23 protein-coding genes are annotated in these 22926 nt (G+C 63.3%); 10 read left to right on the top strand and 13 right to left on the bottom strand.

Features of this window, described 5'->3' with window-relative positions; translation table 11 throughout:
• Positions 1-11 precede the first annotated feature (11 nt).
• Genes phnE through Q4G20_RS00980 form a run of 3 tightly spaced genes read right to left on the bottom strand, consistent with a single transcriptional unit; the run spans position 12 to position 2408 of the window.
• Entirely contained in the window at positions 12-791 is a 780-nt protein-coding gene (phnE, locus tag Q4G20_RS00990; protein WP_303341223.1) for a phosphonate ABC transporter, permease protein PhnE, read from the bottom strand.
• Complete coding sequence (gene phnC, locus Q4G20_RS00985; protein WP_303341221.1) at positions 788-1549, bottom strand: phosphonate ABC transporter ATP-binding protein; 762 nt, start codon at positions 1547-1549, stop codon at positions 788-790. The genes phnE and phnC overlap by 4 nt, the downstream gene beginning before the upstream one ends.
• Positions 1550-1553: 4 nt before the next feature.
• The gene (locus Q4G20_RS00980; RefSeq protein ID WP_303341219.1) at positions 1554-2408 is read right to left on the bottom strand and encodes a phosphate/phosphite/phosphonate ABC transporter substrate-binding protein; all 855 of its coding nucleotides are present in this window, start codon (positions 2406-2408) and stop codon (positions 1554-1556) included.
• A 169-nt stretch (positions 2409-2577) separates the two neighbouring features.
• Between Q4G20_RS00980 and fabF the strand changes: the two genes are divergently transcribed.
• Together fabF and mltG are read left to right on the top strand one after the other, a co-directional pair.
• Positions 2578-3840, top strand: a complete 1263-nt coding sequence (gene fabF, locus Q4G20_RS00975; protein ID WP_303341217.1) for a beta-ketoacyl-ACP synthase II — start codon at positions 2578-2580, stop codon at positions 3838-3840.
• Positions 3837-5018, top strand: a complete 1182-nt coding sequence (mltG, locus tag Q4G20_RS00970; RefSeq protein WP_303341214.1) for an endolytic transglycosylase MltG — start codon at positions 3837-3839, stop codon at positions 5016-5018. The genes fabF and mltG overlap by 4 nt, the downstream gene beginning before the upstream one ends.
• 35 nt (positions 5019-5053) lie before the next feature.
• Here mltG and Q4G20_RS00965 read toward each other — a convergent pair whose 3' ends face one another.
• The 3 genes from Q4G20_RS00965 to hemB form a co-directional block, all read right to left on the bottom strand.
• Positions 5054-5536 (bottom strand): hypothetical protein, encoded by a 483-nt coding sequence (locus Q4G20_RS00965; RefSeq protein ID WP_303341212.1) that lies wholly within the window; start codon positions 5534-5536, stop codon positions 5054-5056.
• A gap of 405 nt (positions 5537-5941) precedes the next feature.
• Positions 5942-6523, bottom strand: a complete 582-nt coding sequence (locus Q4G20_RS00960) for a YSC84-related protein (protein WP_303341210.1) — start codon at positions 6521-6523, stop codon at positions 5942-5944.
• Between the two features lie 87 nt (positions 6524-6610).
• Positions 6611-7612, bottom strand: a complete 1002-nt coding sequence (gene hemB, locus Q4G20_RS00955; RefSeq protein WP_303341209.1) for a porphobilinogen synthase — start codon at positions 7610-7612, stop codon at positions 6611-6613.
• Between the two features lie 71 nt (positions 7613-7683).
• Between hemB and Q4G20_RS00950 the strand changes: the two genes are divergently transcribed.
• The 4 genes from Q4G20_RS00950 to Q4G20_RS00935 are packed head-to-tail and all read left to right on the top strand — an operon-like array spanning position 7684 to position 13435.
• On the top strand, positions 7684-8256 hold the full coding sequence (locus Q4G20_RS00950; protein WP_303341208.1) for a hypothetical protein: 573 nt from the start codon (positions 7684-7686) through the stop codon (positions 8254-8256).
• A gap of 39 nt (positions 8257-8295) precedes the next feature.
• Positions 8296-11748 (top strand): transcription-repair coupling factor, encoded by a 3453-nt coding sequence (mfd, locus tag Q4G20_RS00945; RefSeq protein ID WP_303341205.1) that lies wholly within the window; start codon positions 8296-8298, stop codon positions 11746-11748.
• Positions 11745-12842, top strand: coding sequence for an aminodeoxychorismate synthase component I (locus Q4G20_RS00940; RefSeq protein WP_368660767.1), 1098 nt, complete (start codon positions 11745-11747; stop codon positions 12840-12842). Before mfd ends, Q4G20_RS00940 begins: the two co-directional genes overlap by 4 nt.
• Entirely contained in the window at positions 12794-13435 is a 642-nt protein-coding gene (locus Q4G20_RS00935; RefSeq protein WP_368660766.1) for an aminotransferase class IV family protein, read from the top strand. The genes Q4G20_RS00940 and Q4G20_RS00935 overlap by 49 nt, the downstream gene beginning before the upstream one ends.
• 13 nt (positions 13436-13448) lie before the next feature.
• Here the strand turns inward: Q4G20_RS00935 and Q4G20_RS00930 are convergent, their stop codons facing one another.
• The 6 genes from Q4G20_RS00930 to Q4G20_RS00905 all read right to left on the bottom strand — a co-directional run bounded on the left by Q4G20_RS00930 (position 13449) and on the right by Q4G20_RS00905 (position 17943).
• The gene (locus Q4G20_RS00930; protein ID WP_303341201.1) at positions 13449-14237 is read right to left on the bottom strand and encodes an enoyl-ACP reductase; all 789 of its coding nucleotides are present in this window, start codon (positions 14235-14237) and stop codon (positions 13449-13451) included.
• Between the two features lie 10 nt (positions 14238-14247).
• Entirely contained in the window at positions 14248-15477 is a 1230-nt protein-coding gene (gene fabB / locus Q4G20_RS00925; RefSeq protein ID WP_303341199.1) for a beta-ketoacyl-ACP synthase I, read from the bottom strand.
• Between the two features lie 69 nt (positions 15478-15546).
• Entirely contained in the window at positions 15547-15774 is a 228-nt protein-coding gene (locus tag Q4G20_RS00920) for a hypothetical protein (RefSeq protein ID WP_303341197.1), read from the bottom strand.
• A 3-nt stretch (positions 15775-15777) separates the two neighbouring features.
• Entirely contained in the window at positions 15778-16287 is a 510-nt protein-coding gene (gene fabA, locus Q4G20_RS00915) for a bifunctional 3-hydroxydecanoyl-ACP dehydratase/trans-2-decenoyl-ACP isomerase (protein WP_303341195.1), read from the bottom strand.
• A gap of 94 nt (positions 16288-16381) precedes the next feature.
• Positions 16382-17245: a glycosyltransferase family 2 protein gene (locus Q4G20_RS00910; protein ID WP_303341193.1), complete on the bottom strand. Its 864-nt coding sequence runs from the start codon at positions 17243-17245 to the stop codon at positions 16382-16384.
• Positions 17245-17943: a hypothetical protein gene (locus Q4G20_RS00905; RefSeq protein ID WP_303341191.1), complete on the bottom strand. Its 699-nt coding sequence runs from the start codon at positions 17941-17943 to the stop codon at positions 17245-17247. The genes Q4G20_RS00910 and Q4G20_RS00905 overlap by 1 nt, the downstream gene beginning before the upstream one ends.
• A gap of 190 nt (positions 17944-18133) precedes the next feature.
• Between Q4G20_RS00905 and infC the strand changes: the two genes are divergently transcribed.
• From infC to Q4G20_RS00885, 4 genes are all read left to right on the top strand, one after another.
• Positions 18134-18673, top strand: coding sequence for a translation initiation factor IF-3 (gene infC / locus Q4G20_RS00900; RefSeq protein ID WP_303341426.1), 540 nt, complete (start codon positions 18134-18136; stop codon positions 18671-18673).
• A 65-nt stretch (positions 18674-18738) separates the two neighbouring features.
• A complete protein-coding gene (dut, locus tag Q4G20_RS00895) occupies positions 18739-19194 on the top strand; it encodes a dUTP diphosphatase (protein ID WP_303341189.1) in 456 nt (151 codons plus the stop codon).
• Positions 19194-20231, top strand: coding sequence for a HesA/MoeB/ThiF family protein (locus Q4G20_RS00890; protein ID WP_303341187.1), 1038 nt, complete (start codon positions 19194-19196; stop codon positions 20229-20231). Before dut ends, Q4G20_RS00890 begins: the two co-directional genes overlap by 1 nt.
• Positions 20228-22252, top strand: coding sequence for a M3 family metallopeptidase (locus Q4G20_RS00885; protein ID WP_303341185.1), 2025 nt, complete (start codon positions 20228-20230; stop codon positions 22250-22252). The genes Q4G20_RS00890 and Q4G20_RS00885 overlap by 4 nt, the downstream gene beginning before the upstream one ends.
• Positions 22253-22272: 20 nt before the next feature.
• On the opposite strand, the gene Q4G20_RS00880 is transcribed toward Q4G20_RS00885, so the two are convergent.
• Positions 22273-22749 carry an SH3 domain-containing protein gene (locus Q4G20_RS00880; RefSeq protein WP_303341424.1) on the bottom strand — a complete coding sequence of 159 codons (477 nt, stop codon included), beginning with the start codon at positions 22747-22749 and terminating at the stop codon, positions 22273-22275.
• Positions 22750-22926 lie beyond the last annotated feature (177 nt).

The following is a 22926-nucleotide window of genomic DNA, read 5'->3' as shown; positions in this document are numbered from 1 at the left end:
ATGATCCGACTTTAGATAATTCGGCGGCGGATCATCTGCGCGATTTGTTCCACTGCAATCACCACGATCAGGATGACCAGAATGATGGTCAGCGCCTCGTTATAGCGGAACAGGTTCATCGCCGAGGTCAGTTCAACCCCAATCCCGCCCGCGCCGACCAGCCCCAGAACCACGGCGGATCGCACGGCTTTTTCCACGGAAAACAGCGATGTGGCGACGAATGACGGGAAACATTCCGGCAGTATCGCCGCGCCCACAACCGCGCCGCGGGACGCACCCGCCGCGCGCAGGGCGGTGCCGGGGCGGGGGTTCGTTTCTTCGATCCGTTCGGCGAAAAAGCGGGCGCAGAATCCGATGGTGTCCATGACAATCGCCAAAATCCCGGCCAGAGGCCCCAGGCCAACCGCGACCACGAAAATCAGCGCCCAGATCAGGTCGGGGATCGTGCGCAGCGTGGATACGATATTCACCGCGACGATCCGCACCGTCCAATGCGGCGATGTGTTGCGCGCGCAGAGCAACGCCATCGGCAGCGACAGAATCACTCCAAAGGTGACGCCCACCACGGCCATATTCAGCGTTTCCCACATGGATTTTGCGATCACATCAATGCGGGCCATGGACGGCGGAAAGGCCGATCCCAAAAACCGCCCCAGATTGGACGATCCGCGAATCAGGCGGTCGGTCGAGATACCCGCCGATGACAGGCCCTGAATGAAAAACGCCGCGAAAATCAGGATGATGACAAAGATCAGCGCGGGCGGGCGGTTGAATCGGACGGGGGGCGTCATGCGGCGTCCTGTGTGGTGGGCGCGCCTTGGTAAAGGTCGGCCAGTTGGTCGTCGGTCAGGCTGTCGGGCGCGCCGTCCAAGGCCACGCGCCCCTGTTTCAGCCCGATGATCCGGCCCGCATAATGCCGCGCCAGATCCAGTTGGTGCAGCACGCAAACGACGGTCAGGTTGCGTTCCTGAACGATCTCGAACAGCAGATCCATCACCTCGCGGCCCGCTTTGGGGTCAAGGCTGGCGACGGGTTCGTCGGCGAACACGATCTTGGCGTCCTGCATCAACATGCGGGCAATGGCCACGCGCTGTTGCTGGCCGCCCGACAGGGTGTCGGTGCGCCGCGCCGCCAGATGCGCCAGACCGACGCGGTCCAGACAGGCCATGGCGCGGTCGCGCGCATCCGCCGGTGCCGTGATGGACAGAGACCGCCAGAACCCATGCGCGCCCATCCGGCCAAACAGCACATTTTGATGCACGGACAGATTGCCAACCAGATTAAACTGTTGAAAAACCGAACCAATATCGGTGCGCAGCAGGCGCAATTTGCGCCCGCGTGCCTGTGTTATATCGGTGCCATCCAGCAGGATCGCCCCGCGCGTCACGGGTTCAAGTCCCAGAATACAGCGCAGCAGGGTGGATTTGCCGCAGCCATTTGCGCCCAACAAGGCCACGCCCTGTCCCGATGGAATGTCAAAGCTGACATCATGCAGCACCTGCGTGCCATCGGGATAGGTTTTGGCGACGTTCTGAACCTGAACCCGCATCAGCTTATTCCGGGGTCAGGCCCAGAGCGGCATAGGCTTTGCGCACCACGTCATAGGTCGCGTCATCCACGGCCACCAATTCGGCACCGCGATAGCGTTCGCGGCCTTCGGGGGCCAGCGTGGCGTCGATCAGGGCAGGGCCGTTTTCCATCATTTTCGTGCGCAGGTAATCGACGCATTCGGTGCTGATATGCGGACCGGCCAGAATCAGATCGTCCGGCATTTGCGGCGATTGTTCCAGAATTTCGTAACCGTCACCGGCCATTTCGACGAACGGTTCCCAATCGCGCACGCCGGTTGCGGCGGCGTCCACATCGCCCGAAATCAACGCTTGCAGGCTGGTGCCACCCAGATTGACGATGCGCACATCGCGGTCGATGTCCAGACCGGCTTCGACCAGCATATAGGCGGGGATGATGTGGCCGGTGGTCGAACCCACATCCTTCATCGAAATGGATTTGCCCTTCAGATCGGTCAGCGCGTTGATTCCGCTGTCTTTCGGCACAATAAAGATCGACGCATAGGCCGGGCGCGCAAAGCTGACGATCGGCTTTACATCATTGATGCGGGTCTGGATCGCGACATATTCCGACGGGCCGGTCATCACAACGTCAACCTGCCCGAATTCAAGCGCCGTTGCGGCGGCGGTGCGGTTGCCGACCGGGAAAAATTCAACGCCCAGCCCGGTGATGTTCTGAACCGTTTCGACGAAGGGACCAAAGGAACGGCGCAGTTCCTCAAGCCCTTCGACGCCGGTATCGGCGTAACGCAGCGTGGCCGGGCATGACGATGTGTCAGCCGCAAGGGCCGGGGCCGCAACAGACAGCGCAAGCGCCGCGATCAGGGACAGTTTTTGCATGATAAATCCGCCTTTTTCATGGTTTCCGCCAATCAAGCGGGGTTTTGTGACATGGGCGTGTCCGTTTGGTGATCTTTTCTTAACGATTTGGTGTTACCCCGGCGGCGTTGCGCGGGAACCGGCGGGCGTGTATCACAGCGGCAACTGAGCAGATAAAGGATGAACGCGGATGCGTAGGGTTGTTGTCACGGGTCTGGGAATGGTCACGCCGCTGGCCTGTGGTGTGGATGCGACATGGGAACGCATTTTGGCCGGAAAATCGGGCGCGGGTCCGATCACGCGATTTGATGCCAGCAATGTTGTGACCACCTATGCCTGTGAAATCCCGTTCGGGGATGGCAGCGACGGCACGTTCAATCCCAACGACTGGATGGAACCCAAGGACCGACGCAAGGTCGATGACTTTATCCTCTATGGCATTGCCGCCGCCGAACAGGCCGTGCGCGACGCCAATTGGATGCCCGAAGATGACGAAAGCCGCCTGCGCACCGGCGTGATGATCGGGTCCGGCATTGGCGGGCTGACCAGCATTGCCGAAACCGCCGTTCTGATTAAGGAGCGCGGCCCGAAACGGGTCAGCCCGTTCTTTATCCCCGGCGCGCTGATTAACCTGATTTCCGGTCAGGTCAGCATCCGTTACGGGTTCAAGGGGCCGAACCACGCCGTTGTCACCGCCTGTTCGACCGGCGCGCACGCCATTGGTGACGCCGCGCGGCTGATCATGCTGGGCGATGCCGATGTGATGATCGCGGGCGGCGCGGAATCGCCGATCAGCGAAATCGGGATTGCGGGTTTCAACGCCTGCAAGGCGCTGTCAACGAAACGCGCCGATGATCCGCAGGCGGCCAGCCGCCCCTATGACGCGGATCGCGACGGGTTCGTGATGGGCGAAGGCGCGGGTGTCGTCGTGCTGGAAGAATACGAACACGCCAAGGCGCGCGGCGCGAAAATCTATGCCGAGGTGTTGGGCTATGGCCTCTCTGGCGACGCCTATCACATCACCGCCCCGTCCGAGGATGGCGACGGTGGGTTCCGCGCGATGCAAAACGCGCTGCGTTCGGCGGGGATCACGCCGGATCAGATCGACTATATCAACGCGCATGGCACCAGCACGATGGCTGACACCATCGAACTGGGTGCGGTTGAACGGCTGTTGGGTGATCACGCCGGCAATGCCGTGATGTCATCGACGAAATCCAGCATCGGCCACCTGCTGGGGGCCGCGGGCGCGGTTGAGGCGATTTTCTGCGTGCTGGCCATCCGCGACCAGATTTGCCCGCCGACGATTAACCTTGATAACCCGGCGGTTGCGCCGCGTCTGGATCTGGCCGCGAACGCCGCCGTGCGCCGTCAGGTGAATGTGGCGCTGTCCAACAGCTTTGGCTTTGGCGGGACCAATGCCAGTCTGGTGCTGGGAAAGGTTGACGCATGATCTGGCGCAACATCGCGTCGAACTTCCTGACGCTGGCGATTGTGTTATTGATCGCCGTCGCCGGGGCGGTTGCGTGGGGCAAACGCGAATTCACCGGACCGGGGCCAAGCGCGGTCGCCCAATGCGTGCAGGTCGCGCCGGGCGCATCGCTGAATGCGGTCAGCGAACGATTGGCGGATCAGGGCGCGATTTCAAACGCTTATGTGTTTCGCGCGGGTGCCGATTATATGGGCAAGGCGCGGGATCTGAAATTCGGCAGCTATCTGGTGCAACCCGGCGCCAGCATGGAAAGCATCGTCACGACCATCACCACCGGCGGCGCATCCACCTGCGGAACCGAAGTGATCGCCCGCGTCGGTGTCCGCGAAAACACGGTGCTGCTGCGCGATATTAACCCCGCAACCGGCGCATATGAGGAACTGGCCCGTTACAACCCCGACAGCGACCAGCCCTTGCCGGAAATTCTGGCCGCTGTGGACCAGCCCGATGCCCGCCTGCGCGTCGTCATGGCCGAAGGCGTGACCAGTTGGCAGGTGGTTCAGGCGCTGAACGCCGCCAGCTGGCTGTCGGGCGACGTGACGTCGATCCCGGCCGAGGGCAGTCTGGCGCCCGATACCTATGCCGTGGATCGCGGCGGGGACCGCGCGGCGCTGCTGGCGGAAATGGCGCGGCGTCAGGAAGCGATTTTGACGGCGGAATGGGAAAACCGGCAACTGGGGCTGCCCTATGCCACCCCGGCCGAGGCGTTGATTATGGCGTCTATCGTCGAAAAGGAAACCGGCGTTGCGGCGGAACGCCCGCAGGTGGCCAGCGTGTTCGTTAATCGCCTGCGCCAAGGGATGCGGCTGCAAACCGACCCGACGGTGATTTATGGCGTGACCGGCGGTCAGGGGATTCTGGATCGCGGGATTCGGCGGTCGGAACTGAACGCGCGGACGCCCTATAACACCTATCAGATCGACGGGCTGCCGCCGACGCCGATTGCCAATCCCGGACGCGCGGCAATCCGCGCGGCGCTGAATCCGGACACGACGGATTATATCTTCTTCGTGGCGGACGGGACCGGGGGGCATGCGTTCAGCCGCACCTTGGCCGAACACAACGCCGCCGTCGCCCGCTGGCGCGAGATCGAACGCCAGCAGGGTTTGCCCGCCGACACGCCGGTGCAAACGGATTAAGGTTAACGCCCGCCATGTCTGTGGCGGGCGTTATATCAGCCGCGCCGAAAGCGCCGCAGCACAAATGACGCTGCCAGCACAGATATCAGCAACGCGCCGGAATCGGGCAGCGGCACCGGGGCCGGAAGGTCCGGGATATCCTCGGGGGGCTGCACGGGGATCAGCGGGATCAACGGTGCGTCGGGCGTTGCGGGCGTGCCGCCGGGATAGGTGGCCGGGGGCAGGGACGGCGGGATGATCGCGCCAGGTCCGGGCGTGGCGCCATTTGGCGAACCGCCTGCGGGCTGCCATACCGGCCCCCCCGGCACAGCCGACAGCACCCCCGGCGTCGGGTCAAACAGGTTAAAGACCAGTTCGGTATCATGCCAGCCCGCCGCCATTTTTCCGGCCAGCGGTGTGTCATCGCCAGCAGCCAGCAACGGACATTGCAGGGCGTCATCATCCGTTGCCCATACTGCTGGACGAAATCCCGCCCCAACCTGCCAATTGATGCAATCCTGACCGGGGGTGCAATCCATCACAGGCCCCCTTGTAAAGAACAAGGCTGCGCCTGCGATGGAAACACAAGGGCGCATAATGCGCCCAACCAATTTACAACCGCCCAAAACACCGGGCACCTCACTCACTAAACAACGCTTATGAGTGTAGCGGTGTGGCGCGAGCTGGTTAGTTGTTTTTTTGTATCTAGAAAATAGAGACTAGAATACAATCATTAATTGTATTGTGAAAAATCAAATGGATATATGGGGTGCTTGCGCCCGATTGGCGTCTTTCAAAATGGTGCGGGCGTGCAAATCGCCGCATTGAAAAACAAATCACATATATATTTTATTATATGTAGCAACCGGCGCGTGTTTCTCGGTTCAGAAACATGGTTAATTGGTTGGCGCCGGGTATTCACGGATGAATCCCGGCGCCTTTTTTCAAAAACGACCCAAAGCAGACGGAATAACGCGGGTGTATTTTGTGCCTTCAATGGCGGCGCCGGCCATCAGGCCCGATTGGCCAAAGATCATGGCGACCACCGGGATTTGCGCGCCCAGCGTGTCGGCTCCGATGGCCGCGCCACGATCCGGGACGGCGTAGAACGCGCCCGCCCCGGCCACCCAGCCCGGCGCGGCACGAAACGCCGCCAAGGCCGGTTCGGTCTGAAAAATCAACACATGCGCATATTGCTGCGCGCCCAGCTGGAACCCAAAACTGCCGCGCGTGGCGGAATAATAATCGACGGTCTGCCCGTCGATGCGCAGCGCGCCCTGACCATAGGCCCCGCCAAAGCCGACCGCCGCTTCGGTCATCAGGGGCATATACAGCACGCCGCGCGATTGCCCGATCAAGGCCGCAGCGGATGGATAGGTCTGCATCAGATACTGATGCGTTTGTTCAACGCGCCCATCCAGTTGCGCGGCGGCATTGGTGCCAACGGCGTTGCTGCACCCCGCAACCGCCGCGCCCGCAGCGGCCAGCATGAAATGACGGCGGTTCAGATGAAAACGGTTATGCATATCAAGACCTTTGACTGGCGGGCGCGTGGCGGCCCTTTTGGCGCGACGTTAGGGCAAAACGCCGCGCCTGTCACCTGAAAGCGCCCCTTATTCCCCGCGCAGCATTTCGGCAATCATCGGCGCGAAATAGGTCAGCACCCCGTCACAGCCCGCGCGGCGGAACGACAGCAGGCTTTCCATCATCGCATCGCGCGACAGCCAGCCATTGCGAATCGCGCCTTCCAGCATCGCGTATTCGCCGCTGACCTGATAGGCAAAGGTCGGCGCGCCGAATTCGTCTTTGACTGCGCGGCAGATGTCCAGATAGGGCAGGCCGGGTTTGACCATGACCATATCGGCGCCCTCGGCCAGATCGCGGGCGACGCAGCGGATCGCCTCGCCCCGGTTGGCGGGGTTGATTTGATAGGTTTTTTTGTCTCCGACCAGACGCCCCGACGCGCCGACCGCATCACGGAACGGGCCGTAAAACGCACTGGCGAATTTCGCGGCATAGGACAGAATGGCGACATGTTTATGTCCCGCGGCCTCAAGCGCGCCGCGCAGCGCGCCGATGCGGCCGTCCATCATGTCGGACGGTCCCAGAATATCGGCCCCCGATTCGGCCTGAACCAAGGCCATGCGCACCAAAGCCTCGATCGTTTCGTCATTCATGATTTCGCCATTCACGACAAAACCATCATGGCCGTTGATATTATAGGGATCGAGCGCAATATCCGTCATCACCGCCAATTCCGGCACTGCGTCTTTGACCGCGCGAATCGCCAGATTGCCGATATTGTCGGGATCCCAGGCGCGTTCGCAGCTTTCGGTTTTCAAATCGCCATCGGAATGGGGGAAAATACAGACCGCCGGGATATTCAGCCGCGCCGCGCGTTCCGCCGCACGTTTCGCCCCGTCCAGAGTCAGCCGTTCCACACCCGGCATGGACGGGATTTCGCCTTCGGCGCCCGCAACCTCGGTCACGAAGATCGGCCAGATCAGGTTTGAAGCGGTCAGGTTGGTTTCCGACACCATCGCGCGGATATTGGCGCTGCGGCGCAACCGGCGCAGGCGGGATGCGGGAAAGGGGGCGATGATGGGTGTGGGCATGTTTTTCTCCTGCTTTCCCTTGGCTGCGTCCCGTTCTAAGGTCGCGCGCAGACAGAAACAAGGAACCGCCCGTGCCGCAGTTTAACAGCCTGATCGGATTTCTGGACAGCCGGTCCTTTGTCACGGTGTGGTATTGGCTGGTCTTGGTCGGCATGTGGTCCGTCAACGGGCGCAGCCTGTTGGGCGTGCCGACCGATGTCGTCGCCCGCGCGCAACGAGAACTGCGCGACGGATCGCCCGACGGCGCGGGGGTGATGGCGCTGATGGATTGGCTGTCGCTGATTCTGCCCCGCTGGCAATTGGGCCGGTCCGAGGGGGCGATTTTCCTAGCCCTCACCAGCTTTGCGTTGACCAGCCTGTTCGTGTTTGGGTTCATGTTCCGGCTGGAAATGGCGCAGGCCGTGTTCATCCTGCTGTTCCCGTTCTGGGTGCTGTTCTGGATGCGCGCGGTTCTGGCCGCCGGGCTGTCGCCGATCCTGTCCGCCGCGCAGAATGGCGCATTGCCGTTGGATCAGGCGGGGCCGCAGGTGGTGCGCCGCATGGTCACGCATCGCCGGTTGGTGTCGCTGTTGTCGATTCTGTCGGTGGCAGGCGCGGCGATTTGGGGGACGATCTGGGCGTTGATGCATCCGAACGGGTTGTGAAACCTTGACTCTGGCGCGGGGTGGCTTAGCTGACCGATCATGTCCGACCTGATCCTTTCTGGCGCGCCGCACGGCTATGACGCCGCCCTGATCGCGCGCGAGGCTGCGCGTCCCGAAAACAACGGCGCGCCCGTGATTCACATCGCGCGCGACGATCGCCGCATGGCCGCGATGCGCGCGGCATTGGCGTTTATGGCGCCCACGCTGCCGGTGATTGATTTCCCGGCATGGGACACGACGCCCTATGACCGCGTGTCGCCCGCGCCGGAAATTCAGGCCGCGCGGATGGCGACGCTGGCGATGCTGGCATCGGGCGCGATCCGGGGGCCGTTCGTGGTGCTGACCACACTGTCGGCGGTGCTGCAACGGGTGCCGGGGCGGGAACTGGTCGCGGGGGCCAGTTTCGTGGCAACCGTGGGCAGCCGGATCAACGACGCCGCTTTGCGCGATTTTCTGGTGCGGATGGGCTTTGTTCAGGCGCCGACGGTGACCGAACCCGGCGATTACGCCCTGCGCGGCGGCATCATCGACATTTTCCCGCCCGGAGAATCGGGACCCGTCCGGCTGGACCTGTTCGGGGATGTGCTGGACGGCGCGCGCCGCTTTGACCCGGTGACGCAGCGCACCACGGAAAATCTGGACCGGGTCGAGCTGGCCCCCATGTCCGAGGTGATCCTCGACGACCCCGCCATCACGCGGTTTCGCCAGAATTACCGCAGCGAATATGGCGGCGGCACGAACGACCCCCTCTATGAAAGCGTCAGCGCCGGTCGCAAAACCGCCGGGATGGAACACTGGTTGCCATGGTTTCATGACGGCATGGTGGGGCTGTTTGATTATGTCCCCGGCGCGTCGGTGGTGCTGGATGACCATATGGGGCAGGTGATCGATGCCCGCCGCGCGATGATCGCCGAACAATTCGACGCCCGCCGCGCCGCTATGGCCGCCAAGGGCCGCAGCGACAGCGTTTATAAACCCGTGCCGCCGGATCTGATGTTCCCGACCGATGCCGAATGGCGCGGCTGGCTGGCCCCGCATCGCGTGCTGCGTCTGTCGGTTCTGGCGCAGCCGCCGGGGCCGGGCGTGCTGGATGCAGGCGGGCGCGTGGGGCGCAATTTCGCCCCTGAAAGACAGAACGAATCCATCAATATCTTCAACGCGCTGTCGCAGCATGTTAAGGCTTTGTCGCGGGATCATCGCGTGGTCGTGGCCAGCTTTTCCGATGGTGCGCGCGACCGTCTGGCGGGGTTGTTGGCTGACGAAGGCATGACCGCCACCCGCCCGATCACTGACCTGCGCGATCTGCCCAGCCCCGGAACCGTGGGGTTGGCCGTCTGGCCCCTGGACGAAGGCTTTGTCGCCGATGGTCAGGCCCTTGGCAAAATCGCGGTGATTTCGGAACAGGACGTTCTGGGCGATCGCCTGATCCGGGGCGCGAAAAAACGGCGCAAGGCGGAAAACTTTCTGAAAGACACCACCAGCCTGACCCCCGGCGATCTGGTCGTGCATGTGGAACACGGCATCGGGCGCTATACGGGGTTGGAAACCATCACGGCGGCGGGCGTGCCGCATGATTGTGTCGCCTTGGAATATGCGGGCGGGGATCGTCTGTTCCTGCCGGTCGAAAACATCGAATTGCTGTCGCGTTACGGCCACGAAGAAGGTCTGCTGGACCGTCTGGGCGGCGGCGCGTGGCAGGCGCGCAAGGCCCGGCTGAAAGAACGCATCCGCCTGATTGCGGATAAACTGATGCGGGTCGCCGCCGAACGGCTGCTGCGTCCTGCGCCGGTTCTGGAACCCGCTGATCACGATTGGCAATCCTTTGCCGCGCGGTTTCCCTACAGCGAAACGGACGATCAGGCGGCGGCGATTGATGACATTCTGACCGATCTTGCCGCCGGTCGCCCGATGGATCGCCTGATCGTCGGCGATGTCGGCTTCGGCAAGACCGAGGTCGCGATGCGTGCCGCATTTGTCGCGGCCAGTCAGGGGATGCAAGTGGCCGTGGTCGCCCCTACGACTCTGCTGGCGCGTCAGCATTTCAAAACCTTTGCCGAACGGTTCCGCGGCACCGCGATCAATGTGCGTCCCTTGTCGCGGTTCGTGACCGCCAAAGACGCGGCGGCGACCCGCGCCGGGCTGGCCGATGGCACGGTGGATATTGTGGTTGGCACCCATGCCGTTCTGGCCAAGGCGGTGCGGTTCAAACAACTGGGCCTGCTGATCATCGACGAAGAACAGCATTTCGGCGTCGGCCACAAAGAACGGCTGAAAGAATTGCGGTCGGACATCCACGTTCTGACCCTGACCGCCACGCCCATTCCGCGCACGCTGCAACTGTCGCTGACCGGCGTTCGCGATCTGTCGATCATCGGCACGCCGCCGGTGGACCGTCTGGCGATCCGAACCTATGTCAGCGAATTTGACAGCGTGACCGTGCGCGAGGCACTGCTGCGCGAAAAATATCGCGGCGGGCAGAGTTTCATCGTCGTGCCGCGCCTGTCCGATCTGCCCGATCTGGAACATTGGCTGACCGAAAACGTGCCAGAGCTGAACTTTATCGTCGCGCATGGTCAGTTGGCGGCGGGCGATCTGGATGCGCGGATGAACGCGTTTTACGACGGCAGCCATGACATTTTGCTGGCCACAACGATTGTGGAAAGCGGGCTGGATATTCCGACCGCGAACACGATGATTGTGTGGCGCGCGGATATGTTCGGGCTGGCGCAACTGTATCAGATCCGGGGACGGGTGGGGCGGTCGAAAACGCGCGCTTATTGTTACCTGACCACGAAACCGCGCCAGCCGCTGACTCCGCAGGCGATGCGGCGGTTAAAATTTCTGGGGTCCATCGACGGGTTGGGCGCGGGGTTCAATCTGGCGTCGCAGGATATGGACCTGCGCGGCGCGGGCAATCTCTTGGGCGAAGAACAGTCGGGCCATATGAAAGAGGTTGGCTTTGAACTGTATCAGGCCATGCTGGAAGAAACGATTGCAAAGCTGAAATCCGGCGAAATCGAAGGCACGCCCGAAGACGAATGGGCGCCGCAACTGAATCTGGGCGTGCCGGTGACGATTCCCGACAGCTATATCCCCGATCTGGATGTGCGGCTGGGTCTGTATCGCCGTCTGGCCGAACTGACGACCAAGGTCGAACTGGAAGGTTTCGCCGCCGAACTGATCGACCGTTTCGGCCCTCTGCCGCGCGAAGTGAACACGCTGCTGTTGGTCATCCGCATCAAGGCCATGGCGAAACGCGCCAATATCGCGCGGCTGGATGCCGGACCCAAGGGCGCGACGGTGCAGTTCCACAACGACAAATACCCCAACCCGGCGGGGCTGGTTGAATTTTTGACCGATCAGCGCGGGCAGGCCAAGGTGACGGATAACAAAATCTTTGTCCGTCGCGACTGGGCCACCGATGCCGACCGGATCAAGGGCGCATTCAGCATCGCCCGCGATCTGGCGGTTAAGGCAAAGGCCGCGCGGTGATCCGGTTCGACCACGGCCCCATTCCGGGCGGCACGCTGTTTGACGCGCCGCGTTCGGTGATCCGCGCGGATGGCGCGGGCGATGTGGCGCGGGCCTTGGCCGATATGCAGGCTGCGCGTGATGATGGCGCGTGGCTGGCGGGGTGTCTGTCCTATGAATTGGGGCAGGCGCTGACGGGGGTTCCGGGACCGGCGGGCGATATGCCCTTGATCCTGATGGGGGTGTTTGACGCACCGCAGCCCGCCCCGCCTCTGCCCGCGCCCGGTGGCTGGATCGGGCCGGTGCGTCCGCTATGGGATCGTGCGCGCTATGACGCGGCGTTGCAGGCGGTGCAGAATTACATCCGCGCGGGCGACACCTATCAGATCAACCTGACCTTTCCGATGGAGGCCGATTTTGCGGGCGATCCGCTGGCGCTCTATGCCGGGTTGGTCGCGCGGCAGCCGGTCGGGCATGGCGCGTTTGTCGATCTGGGCGGGCCGGTGGTTTTGTCGCGCAGCCCGGAATTGTTCTTTGCCGTCGATAAAGGGGGCGTCATCCACACCCGCCCGATGAAGGGAACCGCCCCGCGCGGTGCCACCCCGGCCGCTGACCGCGCGGCCGCCGCAGCGTTGCAGGCGTCGGACAAAAACCGCGCCGAAAATCTGATGATCGTGGACCTGCTGCGCAACGATATCAGCCGGGTTTGCCGGCCCGGAACGGTGCGCGTGCCGCAACTGTTCCATGTCGAAACCTATGCGACGGTTCATCAGATGACCTCGACCGTGACCGGGCAACTGGCGGCGGGGGTGGGGCTGGCCGATATTCTGGCGGCGCTGTTTCCGTGCGGGTCCATCACCGGCGCGCCGAAAATCCGCGCGATGCAGATTATCGCCGAACTGGAACAGGCCCCGCGCGACATTTATTGCGGCGCGATTGGCTGGGTTGATCCGGCGGGGCCGATGCGGTTCAGCGTGGCGATCCGCTCGCCCTGGGTCGCGGCACCGGGGCGGTTGCGTCTGAATGTCGGCGGCGGCATTGTGTATGACAGCACCACCACATCCGAATGGGACGAAGCCCTGTGCAAAGCCGCCTTTCTGCGCCTGACGGATTAACCGTTTTTGAAACCATGCGTTCGGATGCCGGGCGGGTGGCGCTGTGGCCGCGCCACCTTGCGCGGCTGGAACGCGGCTGCGCGGCGGTTGGATTTCCGCTGGATGCGGGGCGCGTGGCGGCGGTGATGGACGCGCTGCCGGGTGGCGTTCTGCGCGCGCGTCTGGCCGTGGACCGGGGGGGGCAGGTGGCGCTGACCCATGCGGCCTTGCCGGATAATCCGCCGGAATGGCGGGTGATGGTGGCGGATCAGCGGTTGCGGTCGGATGATCCGTGGTTGCGGATCAAAACCACGCATCGCCCCGCCTATGACGCGGCGCGCGCGTCGCTGCCGGATGGGGTGGATGAAGCCGTCTTGCTGAACGAACACGGCCAGATCTGCGAAGGCAGCATTACGAATGTTTTTGTCCCGGATGGCGACCGGTTGTTAACGCCGCCTCTGTCTTGCGGAGTGTTGCCGGGGGTGCTGCGGGCGGAATTGCTGGCCACGGGGCGCGCGGTCGAAACGGTGCTGACGCCCGGTGATCTGGCGGGTCGGTTTTTCTGCGGCAATGCGCTGCGCGGGTTGATCCCGGCGCGGTTGGTGGGGGCCTAAGCCCCCGCCGGTGTTATAAATTCTCGCTCTGCGGCATGCCCAGAACGTGATAGCCGCCGTCAACGGTCACGACCTCGCCCGTGGTGCAGGCACCCCAATCGGACAACAGCCAACAGGCCGTGCCGCCGATCGCGTCCAGCGTGGCATTGGCGCGCAGGGGGGCGTTCGCCTCGGTGTGGCGGAAGGTTTTGCGCGCGCCGCCGATGGCCGCACCGGCCAGCGTTTTCATCGGGCCGGGGCTGATGGCGTTGACGCGGATCCCGTCCGGGCCAAGGTCGTTCGCCAGATAGCGCACGCTGCTTTCCAGTGCCGCCTTGGCCACGCCCATCACGTTATAGAACGGCGTCACGCGGTTCGACCCGCCATAGGTCAGCGTGATAATCGACCCGCCCGCCGCCATCAGAGGATGCGCGCGGCGCGCCACCTCGATCAGGGAATAGCACGAAATTTCAAGGCTGTGCTTGAAATTGTCGCGGCTGGTGTTCATGAAGCGGCCGGTCAGTTCGTCTTTGTTCGAAAACGCGATTGCGTGGATCAGGAAATCCAACCGCCCCCAGCGTTCACTGATCGCCGCAAAGGCCGCGTCCAGCGATGCGTCATCGGTCACGTCCACATCGACCATGAAATCGGACCCAACCGATTCCGCCAGCGGCGCCACGCGTTTGCCGAAACCTTCGCCCTGATAGGTAAAGGCCAGCTCGGCCCCCTCAGCCGCCGCCGCGCGCGCAATTCCCCACGCGATCGAGCGGTCATTGGCGACCCCCATCACAAGCCCGCGCTTGCCCTTTAGCAGATCGCCCATGACGTTCCCCTTAGTCCTGATATTTCGACATCACCAGCGTGGCATTGGTCCCGCCAAAGCCAAAGCTGTTGGACAGAACCGTGTCCAGCCCTGCGTTATCCACGCGCTGCGTTGCGATTTCGCCCGCGTTGATTTCGGGGTCCAACGTGGTGACATTGGCCGATGCTGCGATGAAATCATGCTGCAACATCAACAGGCTATAGATCGCTTCGTGAACGCCGGTCGCGCCAAGGCTGTGGCCGGTCAGCGATTTCGTCGATGCGACGGGGGGCGTGTTGCCTTCGCCAAAGATGCGGCGGATCGCCTTGATTTCGCCAATGTCCCCGACCGGAGTCGATGTGCCATGCGCGTTGATATAGCTGATCTTGCGGCCTTCGGGCAGGGTGGCCAATGCGACCCGCATCGACCGTTCGCCGCCTTCGCCGGACGGGGCCACCATGTCGTAACCGTCGCTGGTCGCGCCGTAGCCCGTCACCTCGGCATAGATTTTTGCGCCGCGCGCCAATGCGTGGGACAGTTCTTCCAGAACCACGACCCCGCCGCCGCCCGCGATTACAAACCCGTCGCGCGTCGCGTCATAGGGGCGCGATGCGGTTTCGGGCGTGTCGTTGTATTTCGACGACATCGCGCCCATGGCGTCGAACAGGCAGGACAGAGTCCAGTCCAATTCTTCGCCCCCGCCGGCAAATACGATGTCCTGTTTGCCCATCTGAATCTGTTCCACGCCGTTGCCGATGCAATGCGCACTGGTCGAACAGGCCGAGGTGATGGAATAGTTCACGCCCTTGATTTTAAACGGCGTTGCCAGACAGGCGCTGTTGGTGGACGACATGCAGCGCGTGACCATGAACGGCCCCATGCGTTTGGGCGAGCCTTTTTCAATCACGATCTGATGCGCGTCGAAAAAGTTCGAGGTGGACGGTCCGCCGGACCCCATGATCAGCCCGGTGCGCGGGTTCGACACGTCGGATTCGTCCAGGCCGCTGTCCTTGATCGCCTGTTCCATGGCGATGAAATTATACGCCGCACCCGGACCCATGAAACGCAGATTGCGTTTGTCGATGTGATCTTCCAACACGATGCTGGGCATGCCGTGAACCTGACTGCGGAAGCCGCGTTCGGCATATTCGGGGGCGGCGCTGATACCGGAACGGCCTGTGCGCAGGCTTTCGGTGACTTCTTCGGCGTTGTTGCCGATGGGTGAAACAATTCCCAGCCCTGTGATGACGACGCGGCGCATTGGCGGCTCCTTCTTAGCGATTTTGCGAAAATACAGGCGGCGCGGGGGCGGGGCAAGCCCCGGATCACATCAGCGCAATGCCATGATCAGGCCGATGACCGCGACAACCAACAGGATCAGGGGCAAAATGTTCCACAGCAGCGCCAGAATAAAGGCCGTGCCGCCCACAAACCCAAAACCGGCAAAGCCCAACCGTCGCCCGATGCCGCCCGGCACCATCAGCGCCAGCCCCAGATTGATCGCCGCCAGCACCGCCAACCACGGCGCCAGTTCGGCCCAATCAATCGGGGCGAACATGGGTCAGGCCTCGGACAGGGCGACCTTCATATCGGTGACTTGGTAAATCACCTCGCCATCCGCTTCGACGATGCCGTTGGCGACGCCCATGGTCAGGCGGCGGGTCTGAATCGCCTTGGTGAAATCCACCTTATAGGTCAGCATCTTACGATCCGGGCGCACCATGCCGGTCAGTTTGACTTCGCCCACGCCCAAGGCATAGCCGCGCCCCTGCCAACCGCGCCAGCCCAGATTAAAGCCGGTCAACTGCCACAGCCCGTCCAGACCCAGACAGCCGGGCATGATCGGGTTGCCGGGGAAGTGACAGCCGAAAAACCACAGATCGGGTTGAATATCAAATTCCGCCACAACGTGACCTTTGCCATGCAGGCCGCCATCTTCGGAAATCTCGGTGATGCGGTCCATCATCAGCATGGGCGGTTCGGGCAGTTGCGCATTACCGGGGCCAAACAGTTCGCCGCGCGCGCATTTCAACAAATCGTCGCGGTTAAAGCTGGTTTGGGTCATGGCCATGCGCGTTATCCCTGTCTGTTACGCCCATTCGGGCAGATAAGTCACCGATTTGTTTAGCATCGGGACTTTGCCGGACGCAAGGGTGCGCGCGGGATCAGAACCACTGCCCCGGCTCCATAAGCCCCAATTTCAGCAATTGCTGGCTGGACCAGTCAAACGGGACCGAGTTCTGCCAGACAAAGCTGTCGATCTGATCGCGCGAACCGGGGTTGCGTTTCAACGCCTTGGCCACGCGAAACGATGCAATCGCGGCGGTCAGGTTGTGATGCCACGGGCAGGAATAGGTGTTGTATTCCTCGACCGAAAAACGGTGATCGGGCAGCAGCCGCAGGTCACGACGCGCGCGGAACAGCGCGATGCGGTCAATGCGGCGGCGGGCGGGGGGCAGATATTCCTCGAACCGCCAGCGAAGGCCGCCGTGGAAATCCAATTGCCGTTCATAGTAATCGCCGTTGTCGTCCTGACGGCCCAATGCGAAATATCCCGTGCGATCGAACATCGCGCCGTCCATATCCACGGCATTGGGCGCGCGCGACAGATCCGGCGCATACAGATCCACGACATAGGTTAACATCGCGGGGCGGCGTTCTTCGGTGTGAAAGGCCAGCATTTCCCCCACACGCCGCGTTTCGCAGAACGGAAAGAACAGAAATTCGGCGTTGAACCCGTAATGCAGCCAGGTTCCTTCGGGAACCAGCGGGATGAACTGGTTCACGGCATCGACATGGGCATCGGGGCGGCGCGTGTCGTAACGCATGACCGTGACCCGCGCGGCCAGATCATCCGGCACCGCGACCCTATCGGGCGACAGCGCCAGAATATGCCGGAACCCGATGCGCACGTGATGCGCCAGCGTTTCGGCGATGGCGGTGTCATCCTCGATCAGGATCAGCGCAATCGGCCCCTTGGCCAGCCACGCAGGACGCACTGACGCCAGTTCGTCAAACCCCGCCAGCATCAGCGCATCACCGCGCGCACCTGTTCCAGTGCAGCTTTCAACAAAGCGGGGTTGTTCGCCGTGGTGGCGATCAGGTTGCGCAAAGTGGCCTTTTGTTCGTCGGGGATCTGGGCGGTGTCGATGATGCGGTTCACGGCGTCCGCGTCGAAACCTTCGGGGGTCAGCAGGGCTTCGATCCGGGCGGCGGTCGCGGCGGCGTCGGCGGCATCGCTGGTTGCGGCGGCGGCGTCGCTGGCGGCCTCGGCGGCGGTGGCTGCGGCGTCGGGAGCGCCCGCTGCGGCAGATGCGGCGGCGGATGCGGCGCGGTCAGCGGCGTCAATTGCAGCCTCGGCCGCGATTTCCGCCTGCGCGGCGGCGTCGCTGGCGGCGGTTACGCCGGCGCTGACGGATGCGCGCAACGCTTCGGCCGCGGCATCTGCGGCGGCGTCAGCGGCATCGGCGGCGATTGCGGTGTCGGCGCTGCCCGGCATTTCCGCCTGCTGGCGCGCGATTTCGGCGGTTTCCGACGTGGCTTCGGCGGTGTGTTCGGCCACCTCGGCGGCGCGGCCTGCGGGGGTGGCGGGCGTGTCTGCGGTGGGATCAACCGGCACGGCAGCCGTCTGGTCCGGCACAATCGCCGCATTGCGGTTGGTCTGCCACCACAGCCCCCCGGCAGAAATGGCAATCAGAATCACGATGACGGGAAGAACTTTGCGCATTGGGGATTCCGGCTGGGTCAACAATGCGTTCACCTATGACACATGACCCGCCCCCGCAACAGGCAGATGCGGCGGGTTTTCATCAAATCTTATGCAAAACGGACCGGTTCGGGCATCAAATCCGGTTGAAAAAGCCGTCATCTGGCCTTATTTTCGGTCCATTCTTAATGGCTATTAAAGGAGTATCGCCATAGCCCGTCGTCCGCACAACGCACCGCCCACCCGCGACACCGGCCCCCGCGTCAATGAACGCATCCGTGTCGCAGAAATCCGCCTGATCGGCGCTGACGGAGAGAATGTCGGCGTTGTGTCGCCCTCGGTCGGGCTGCAAATGGCGATGGATGCTGGGCTGGATCTGGTGGAAATTTCCCCCAATGCGACGCCCCCGGTTTGCAAGGTCATGGACCTTGGCAAATACAAATACGAACAGCAAAAACGCGAAGCCGAAGCACGCAAAAAGCAAAAAGTGATCGAGGTGAAGGAAATCAAGTTCCGCCCCGGCACCGATACGCATGACTATGACGTCAAAATGCGCAGCGTGATGAAATTCCTGGAAGGCGGGGATAAGGTCAAAGTGACCCTGCGATTCCGTGGTCGCGAAATGGCGCACCAGGATCTGGGTCTGGACCTGCTGAACCGGGTCAAAGATGACGTGGGTGAGGCGGGTAAGGTCGAATCCATGCCGAAACTGGAAGGTCGGCAGATGGTCATGATGATCTCGCCGCGCTAAGATCGGTTTTGTGATGTTGACAGGCCGCGCTGGCATCGCCGCGCGGCCTTTGCTTTGGATATGCCATGCCTGACGCGCCCCTGATCCGCCTGATGCGCCTGCCCGGTTCCGACGCAGACATGCCGTGTTATCAAACGGCTGGCGCGGCGGGGGCTGATCTGCGTGCGTGGTTGCCGGACGGTTCCGTTACCCTGCGCCCCGGCGGGCGGGCGCTGATCGCCACGGGTTTGGCCCTGCACATCCCAACCGGGTATGAGGCGCAGATTCGCCCCCGATCCGGGCTGGCGCTGAAACATGGCGTCACCGTGGCGAACGCGCCCGGCACGATTGATTGTGATTATCGCGGGCCGTTGGGGGTGATTCTGATCAATCTGGGGGATGTGGATTTCACCGTCGCGCATGGCGACCGGATCGCGCAGATGGTCATTGCCCCGGCCCCGCAGGCGCGGTTTGAATGGGCCGATGAACTGACCCCGACCGAGCGTGGCGCGGGCGGGTTCGGATCGACGGGGGCGGGCTGATGCTGGGGCTGTGGCTGATCGCGGGGCTGTTGGTCTTTGGCTGGGTGGTCGGGCTGGCATGGCGGTTGCGCGGGGCGATGATTGCGGTGGCATGGGCCGGGTTTGTCGCGCTGCATCTGCTGGTGCCCGCCAGTGACGCGGCTCAGGCCATTGGCGGATCGGCGCGCGGTTGGCTGGTGCTGGGCGGCGTGGTTGGGGTCGTTCTGGCCTATCGCGCGGCGCTGAGCCGGTTGCGGGCGCGCGCGGTTCCGCTTGACACCCCCGCGCCGCGTGACGGGATCACGGATTCCGAACTGGACCGCTATGCCCGGCACATTGTCCTGCGCGAAGTGGGCGGTCCGGGCCAGATGCGCCTGCGCGATGCGCGGGTGCTGATCGTGGGGGCGGGCGGTCTGGGCGCGCCGGTCTGTCTGTATCTGGCGGCGGCGGGGGTGGGGCGCATCACGGTTGCCGATGACGACCGCATCACCCTGTCCAATCTGCAACGTCAGGTGATCTTCCGCACGGATCAATGCGGCGAGGGTAAGGCCGACACCGCCGCCGCCGCCATGTCCGCGCTGAACCCGCATTGTCAGGTCACGCCGCTGAACCGGCGCGTGACCGGCGATGACGCGGACCTGATCGCCGCGCATGATCTGGTGATTGACGGCACCGACCGTTTCGCGGCGCGGGACGCGATCAACCGGGCCTGCGTGGCCGCCGGAGTGCCGCTGATCGCGGGCGCGATTGCGCAATGGGACGGGCAGGTGACGCTGTATGACCCGGCGCGCGGGGGGCCGTGTCTGGCCTGCCTGTTTCCCGACGCGCCCGCGCCGGGGCTGGCGCCGCCCTGCGCGGAATCGGGCGTTATCGGCCCGCTGCCCGGCGTCATCGGCAGCCTGATGGCGTTCGAGGCGGTGAAGCATCTGACCGGCGCGGGGCAGGGGCTGCGCGGGCGGATGATGATGTTTGACGGTCTCTATGGCGACACGCGCATGATTGAAACCACAGCCCGCGCCGGGTGTTTGGTCTGTGGCACAGGAAAGGAAACGGCATGAACCCCGAATTGACGCAATGGACCGGCCCGCATGGCTTGCCTCGGTTTGACCTGATTTCGGATGACGATTTCGCGGCGGGTTTTGACGCGGAACTGGCCGCGGCGGAACAGCGGTTTGAACAGATCGTGTCCAACCCGGACCCCGCGACGTTTGAAAATACCTTGGCCGCGTTAGAGCAATCCGATGAGGGCCTGAACCGCGTGCTGGCGGTGTTTTACACGCTGGCGGCGGTTGATTCGAACCCCGCGCGGCAGGCGCTGCAACGGGAATTTGCGCCCCGGCTGGCGGAATATGGCAGCAAAACCAGCATGGATACGCGGCTCTATGCACGGGTTAAGGCCGTGGCAGATAACGCGGACACGCTGGCCCCGCAGGACCGGCGGATCACGGAACTGGCGCTGCGCGATCTGACGCGGGCGGGTGCGGGGCTGGACCCGGCCAGCCGCGACCGCATGGCCGCCATTCGCGCGCGCATGGCCGTGCTGACAACCGATTTTTCGCAAAATGTGCTGACGGATGAACGCGATTATGTGCTGCCGGTGGCCGATGACCGGCTGGAGGGGGTGCCCGACTGGCTGTTGCGGTCGATGCGGGCGGCGGCGCGGGAACGCGGGCTTGACGGCCAGATCGTGACGCTGAACCGGTCGCTGATCGTGCCGTTTTTGGAACACTCGACCGACCGCGCCCTGCGTGAAGTGGCGTTCAGTGCGTGGATCGCGCGCGGTTCCGGCCATGGCGCGGGGGGTGATGCAACGAACAACCTGCCGCTGATCCGGGACATTCTGGCCCTGCGCCACGAACGGGCGCAATTGTTGGGCTATGCCGATTTCGCGGCCTATAAGCTGGAAACGCAGATGGCGGGGACGGCGGATAATGTCGCCGATCTGCTGGGGCAGGTCTGGGACGCCGCGCAGACCCGCGTCGCGCAGGATCAGGTAAAACTGACGCAGATGTTGCGCGATGACGGCGTGAATGGCGCGTTGCAGGCATGGGATTGGCGGCTCTATGCGGCGCGTCTGCGGCGGCAGGAACATGATTTCGACGCCGAAGAGGTCACGCCCTATCTGACGCTGGATGCCATGCTGGGCGCGGTGTTCGATGTGGCGCATCGGTTATTCGGGCTGAAGGCCGAACCGTTTGATGCGCCTTTATGGGCCAAAAATGCGCGGGCGTGGCAGATCACGCGCGACGGCAAATTGATGGCGGTGTTTGTGGGTGATTACTTTGCACGGCCATCGAAACGGTCGGGTGCGTGGTGTTCGGCCCTGCAAATGCAGCATAAAATCGGCGCGGGTCAGCGGCCGATTGTGGTGAATGTCTGCAACTTTACCCCGCCCGAATCGGATGGCGCGCCGGCGTTTTTGTCATGGGACGATGCGCGGACCTTGTTCCACGAATTCGGCCACGCGCTGCATCATATCCTGTCGGATGTGGATTGGCCGTCGATTTCGGGAACCAGCGTAGCGCAGGATTTCGTCGAATTGCCCAGTCAGTTGCTGGAACATTGGCTGGAACAGCCCGCCGTTCTGGATGCCCATGCGCGCCATTTTGAAACGGGTGAACCGCTGCCCGCCGATCTGCGCGACCGGCTGCTGGCGGCGGGCCATGCCGATGCGGGGTTTGCGACCAGCGAATATCTGCAAACGGCCTTGGTTGATCTGGCGTTCCACCGGGGCGCGCCTGCGGATGATGCGCTGATCCGTCAGGCGCAGGTGCAGGCCGAACTGGACGCGCCCGCCGCGATCCCGATGCGCCACGGCACCCCGCATCTGTCGCATGTGTTTTCCGGCGACAGCTACGCCGCCGGGTATTACAGCTATATGTGGTCCGAGGTGATGGACGCCGACGCCTTCGCCGCGTTCCAAGAGGCGGGCGATATTTTCGATGCCGACACCGCGCGCAAGCTGGAACAGCACATCCTGTCGCGGGGCGGATCGCAGCCGGCGGATGATCTGTGGCTGGCGTTTCGTGGGCGGATGCCGGGGGTGGATGCGTTGTTGCAGGGTCGTGGGCTGGCCTGACCAGCCCAGACCGGGGGGCGTCAGTCGCGGATTTCGCCGGGATCGACGCCCCAGATCGCTGTTTTCGGCACCCAGCCGCGTTGCCCGCCGCCCGAAATACGGCACCAATCGGGGTTGCATTCGTTCAGTCGCAAAATCGCGCCATTTTCCGCGCGCGCCACGATATTGGCGTCCGGGTGGGGGCGGCTGCGCAATTCCACCATGTCTTGCGTGACCAAGGCCGTGCGCACGCCGGACAGCAGGGCATAGTGGATCCAACCGCCCGCGCCGTCTTTGTCTTCGACCCGGCGCCAATGGCCGAACTCGGCCACGACGCGCAGGGGCATACCGGAATGGCGGAACACCCAGTCGATGCGATGCGACAGGCTGGGGCCGCGGCGGACGTTGCCCTCGGACCCTTTCAGGCTGACATAACGGGGGATGGGCAGGCTGGTGACGGCGCCGCGTTGTGGCTCGGATGTTTGCGCGGCAACCGGGGGGGCGGTGACGCCCAACATCACCGCAATCGCTGTGCCGAAAAAGAATGCCTTAAAACCCATCATATCGTCCATTTTCTGTCCGCGCCCGTGGCGATTGCCCGCCTTTGGGTGTGCCTGTCCCTTTGGGGTCTTGTGCCTGCCCCGCAACGCGGGCAGTTTGCCATCAGCCGCCCATGATGGGAAGTGCGCCACCGA

The organism is Paracoccus sp. (in: a-proteobacteria) (assembly GCF_030538495.1).
Classification (GTDB): domain Bacteria; phylum Pseudomonadota; class Alphaproteobacteria; order Rhodobacterales; family Rhodobacteraceae; genus Paracoccus.
Note: the sequence above shows the minus strand (reverse complement) of the source record. Positions and strands in the feature narration are given on the sequence as shown.

Excerpts from the sequence above, each read along its gene's own strand:
- phnE (WP_303341223.1), bottom strand. The coding sequence starts at position 791 with ATGACGCCCCCCGTCCGATTCAACCGCCCGCCCGCGCTGATCTTTGTC.
- phnC (WP_303341221.1), bottom strand. The coding sequence starts at position 1,549 with ATGCGGGTTCAGGTTCAGAACGTCGCCAAAACCTATCCCGATGGCACG.
- Q4G20_RS00980 (WP_303341219.1), bottom strand. The coding sequence starts at position 2,408 with ATGCAAAAACTGTCCCTGATCGCGGCGCTTGCGCTGTCTGTTGCGGCC.
- fabF (WP_303341217.1), top strand. The coding sequence starts at position 2,578 with ATGCGTAGGGTTGTTGTCACGGGTCTGGGAATGGTCACGCCGCTGGCC.
- mltG (WP_303341214.1), top strand. The coding sequence starts at position 3,837 with ATGATCTGGCGCAACATCGCGTCGAACTTCCTGACGCTGGCGATTGTG.
- Q4G20_RS00965 (WP_303341212.1), bottom strand. The coding sequence starts at position 5,536 with ATGGATTGCACCCCCGGTCAGGATTGCATCAATTGGCAGGTTGGGGCG.
- Q4G20_RS00960 (WP_303341210.1), bottom strand. The coding sequence starts at position 6,523 with ATGCATAACCGTTTTCATCTGAACCGCCGTCATTTCATGCTGGCCGCT.
- hemB (WP_303341209.1), bottom strand. The coding sequence starts at position 7,612 with ATGCCCACACCCATCATCGCCCCCTTTCCCGCATCCCGCCTGCGCCGG.
- mfd (WP_303341205.1), top strand. The coding sequence starts at position 8,296 with ATGTCCGACCTGATCCTTTCTGGCGCGCCGCACGGCTATGACGCCGCC.
- Q4G20_RS00935 (WP_368660766.1), top strand. The coding sequence starts at position 12,794 with ATGGGACGAAGCCCTGTGCAAAGCCGCCTTTCTGCGCCTGACGGATTA.
- Q4G20_RS00930 (WP_303341201.1), bottom strand. The coding sequence starts at position 14,237 with ATGGGCGATCTGCTAAAGGGCAAGCGCGGGCTTGTGATGGGGGTCGCC.
- fabB (WP_303341199.1), bottom strand. The coding sequence starts at position 15,477 with ATGCGCCGCGTCGTCATCACAGGGCTGGGAATTGTTTCACCCATCGGC.
- Q4G20_RS00920 (WP_303341197.1), bottom strand. The coding sequence starts at position 15,774 with ATGTTCGCCCCGATTGATTGGGCCGAACTGGCGCCGTGGTTGGCGGTG.
- fabA (WP_303341195.1), bottom strand. The coding sequence starts at position 16,287 with ATGGCCATGACCCAAACCAGCTTTAACCGCGACGATTTGTTGAAATGC.
- Q4G20_RS00910 (WP_303341193.1), bottom strand. The coding sequence starts at position 17,245 with ATGCTGGCGGGGTTTGACGAACTGGCGTCAGTGCGTCCTGCGTGGCTG.
- Q4G20_RS00905 (WP_303341191.1), bottom strand. The coding sequence starts at position 17,943 with ATGCGCAAAGTTCTTCCCGTCATCGTGATTCTGATTGCCATTTCTGCC.
- dut (WP_303341189.1), top strand. The coding sequence starts at position 18,739 with ATGCCTGACGCGCCCCTGATCCGCCTGATGCGCCTGCCCGGTTCCGAC.
- Q4G20_RS00890 (WP_303341187.1), top strand. The coding sequence starts at position 19,194 with ATGCTGGGGCTGTGGCTGATCGCGGGGCTGTTGGTCTTTGGCTGGGTG.
- Q4G20_RS00885 (WP_303341185.1), top strand. The coding sequence starts at position 20,228 with ATGAACCCCGAATTGACGCAATGGACCGGCCCGCATGGCTTGCCTCGG.
- Q4G20_RS00880 (WP_303341424.1), bottom strand. The coding sequence starts at position 22,749 with ATGTTGGGCGTCACCGCCCCCCCGGTTGCCGCGCAAACATCCGAGCCA.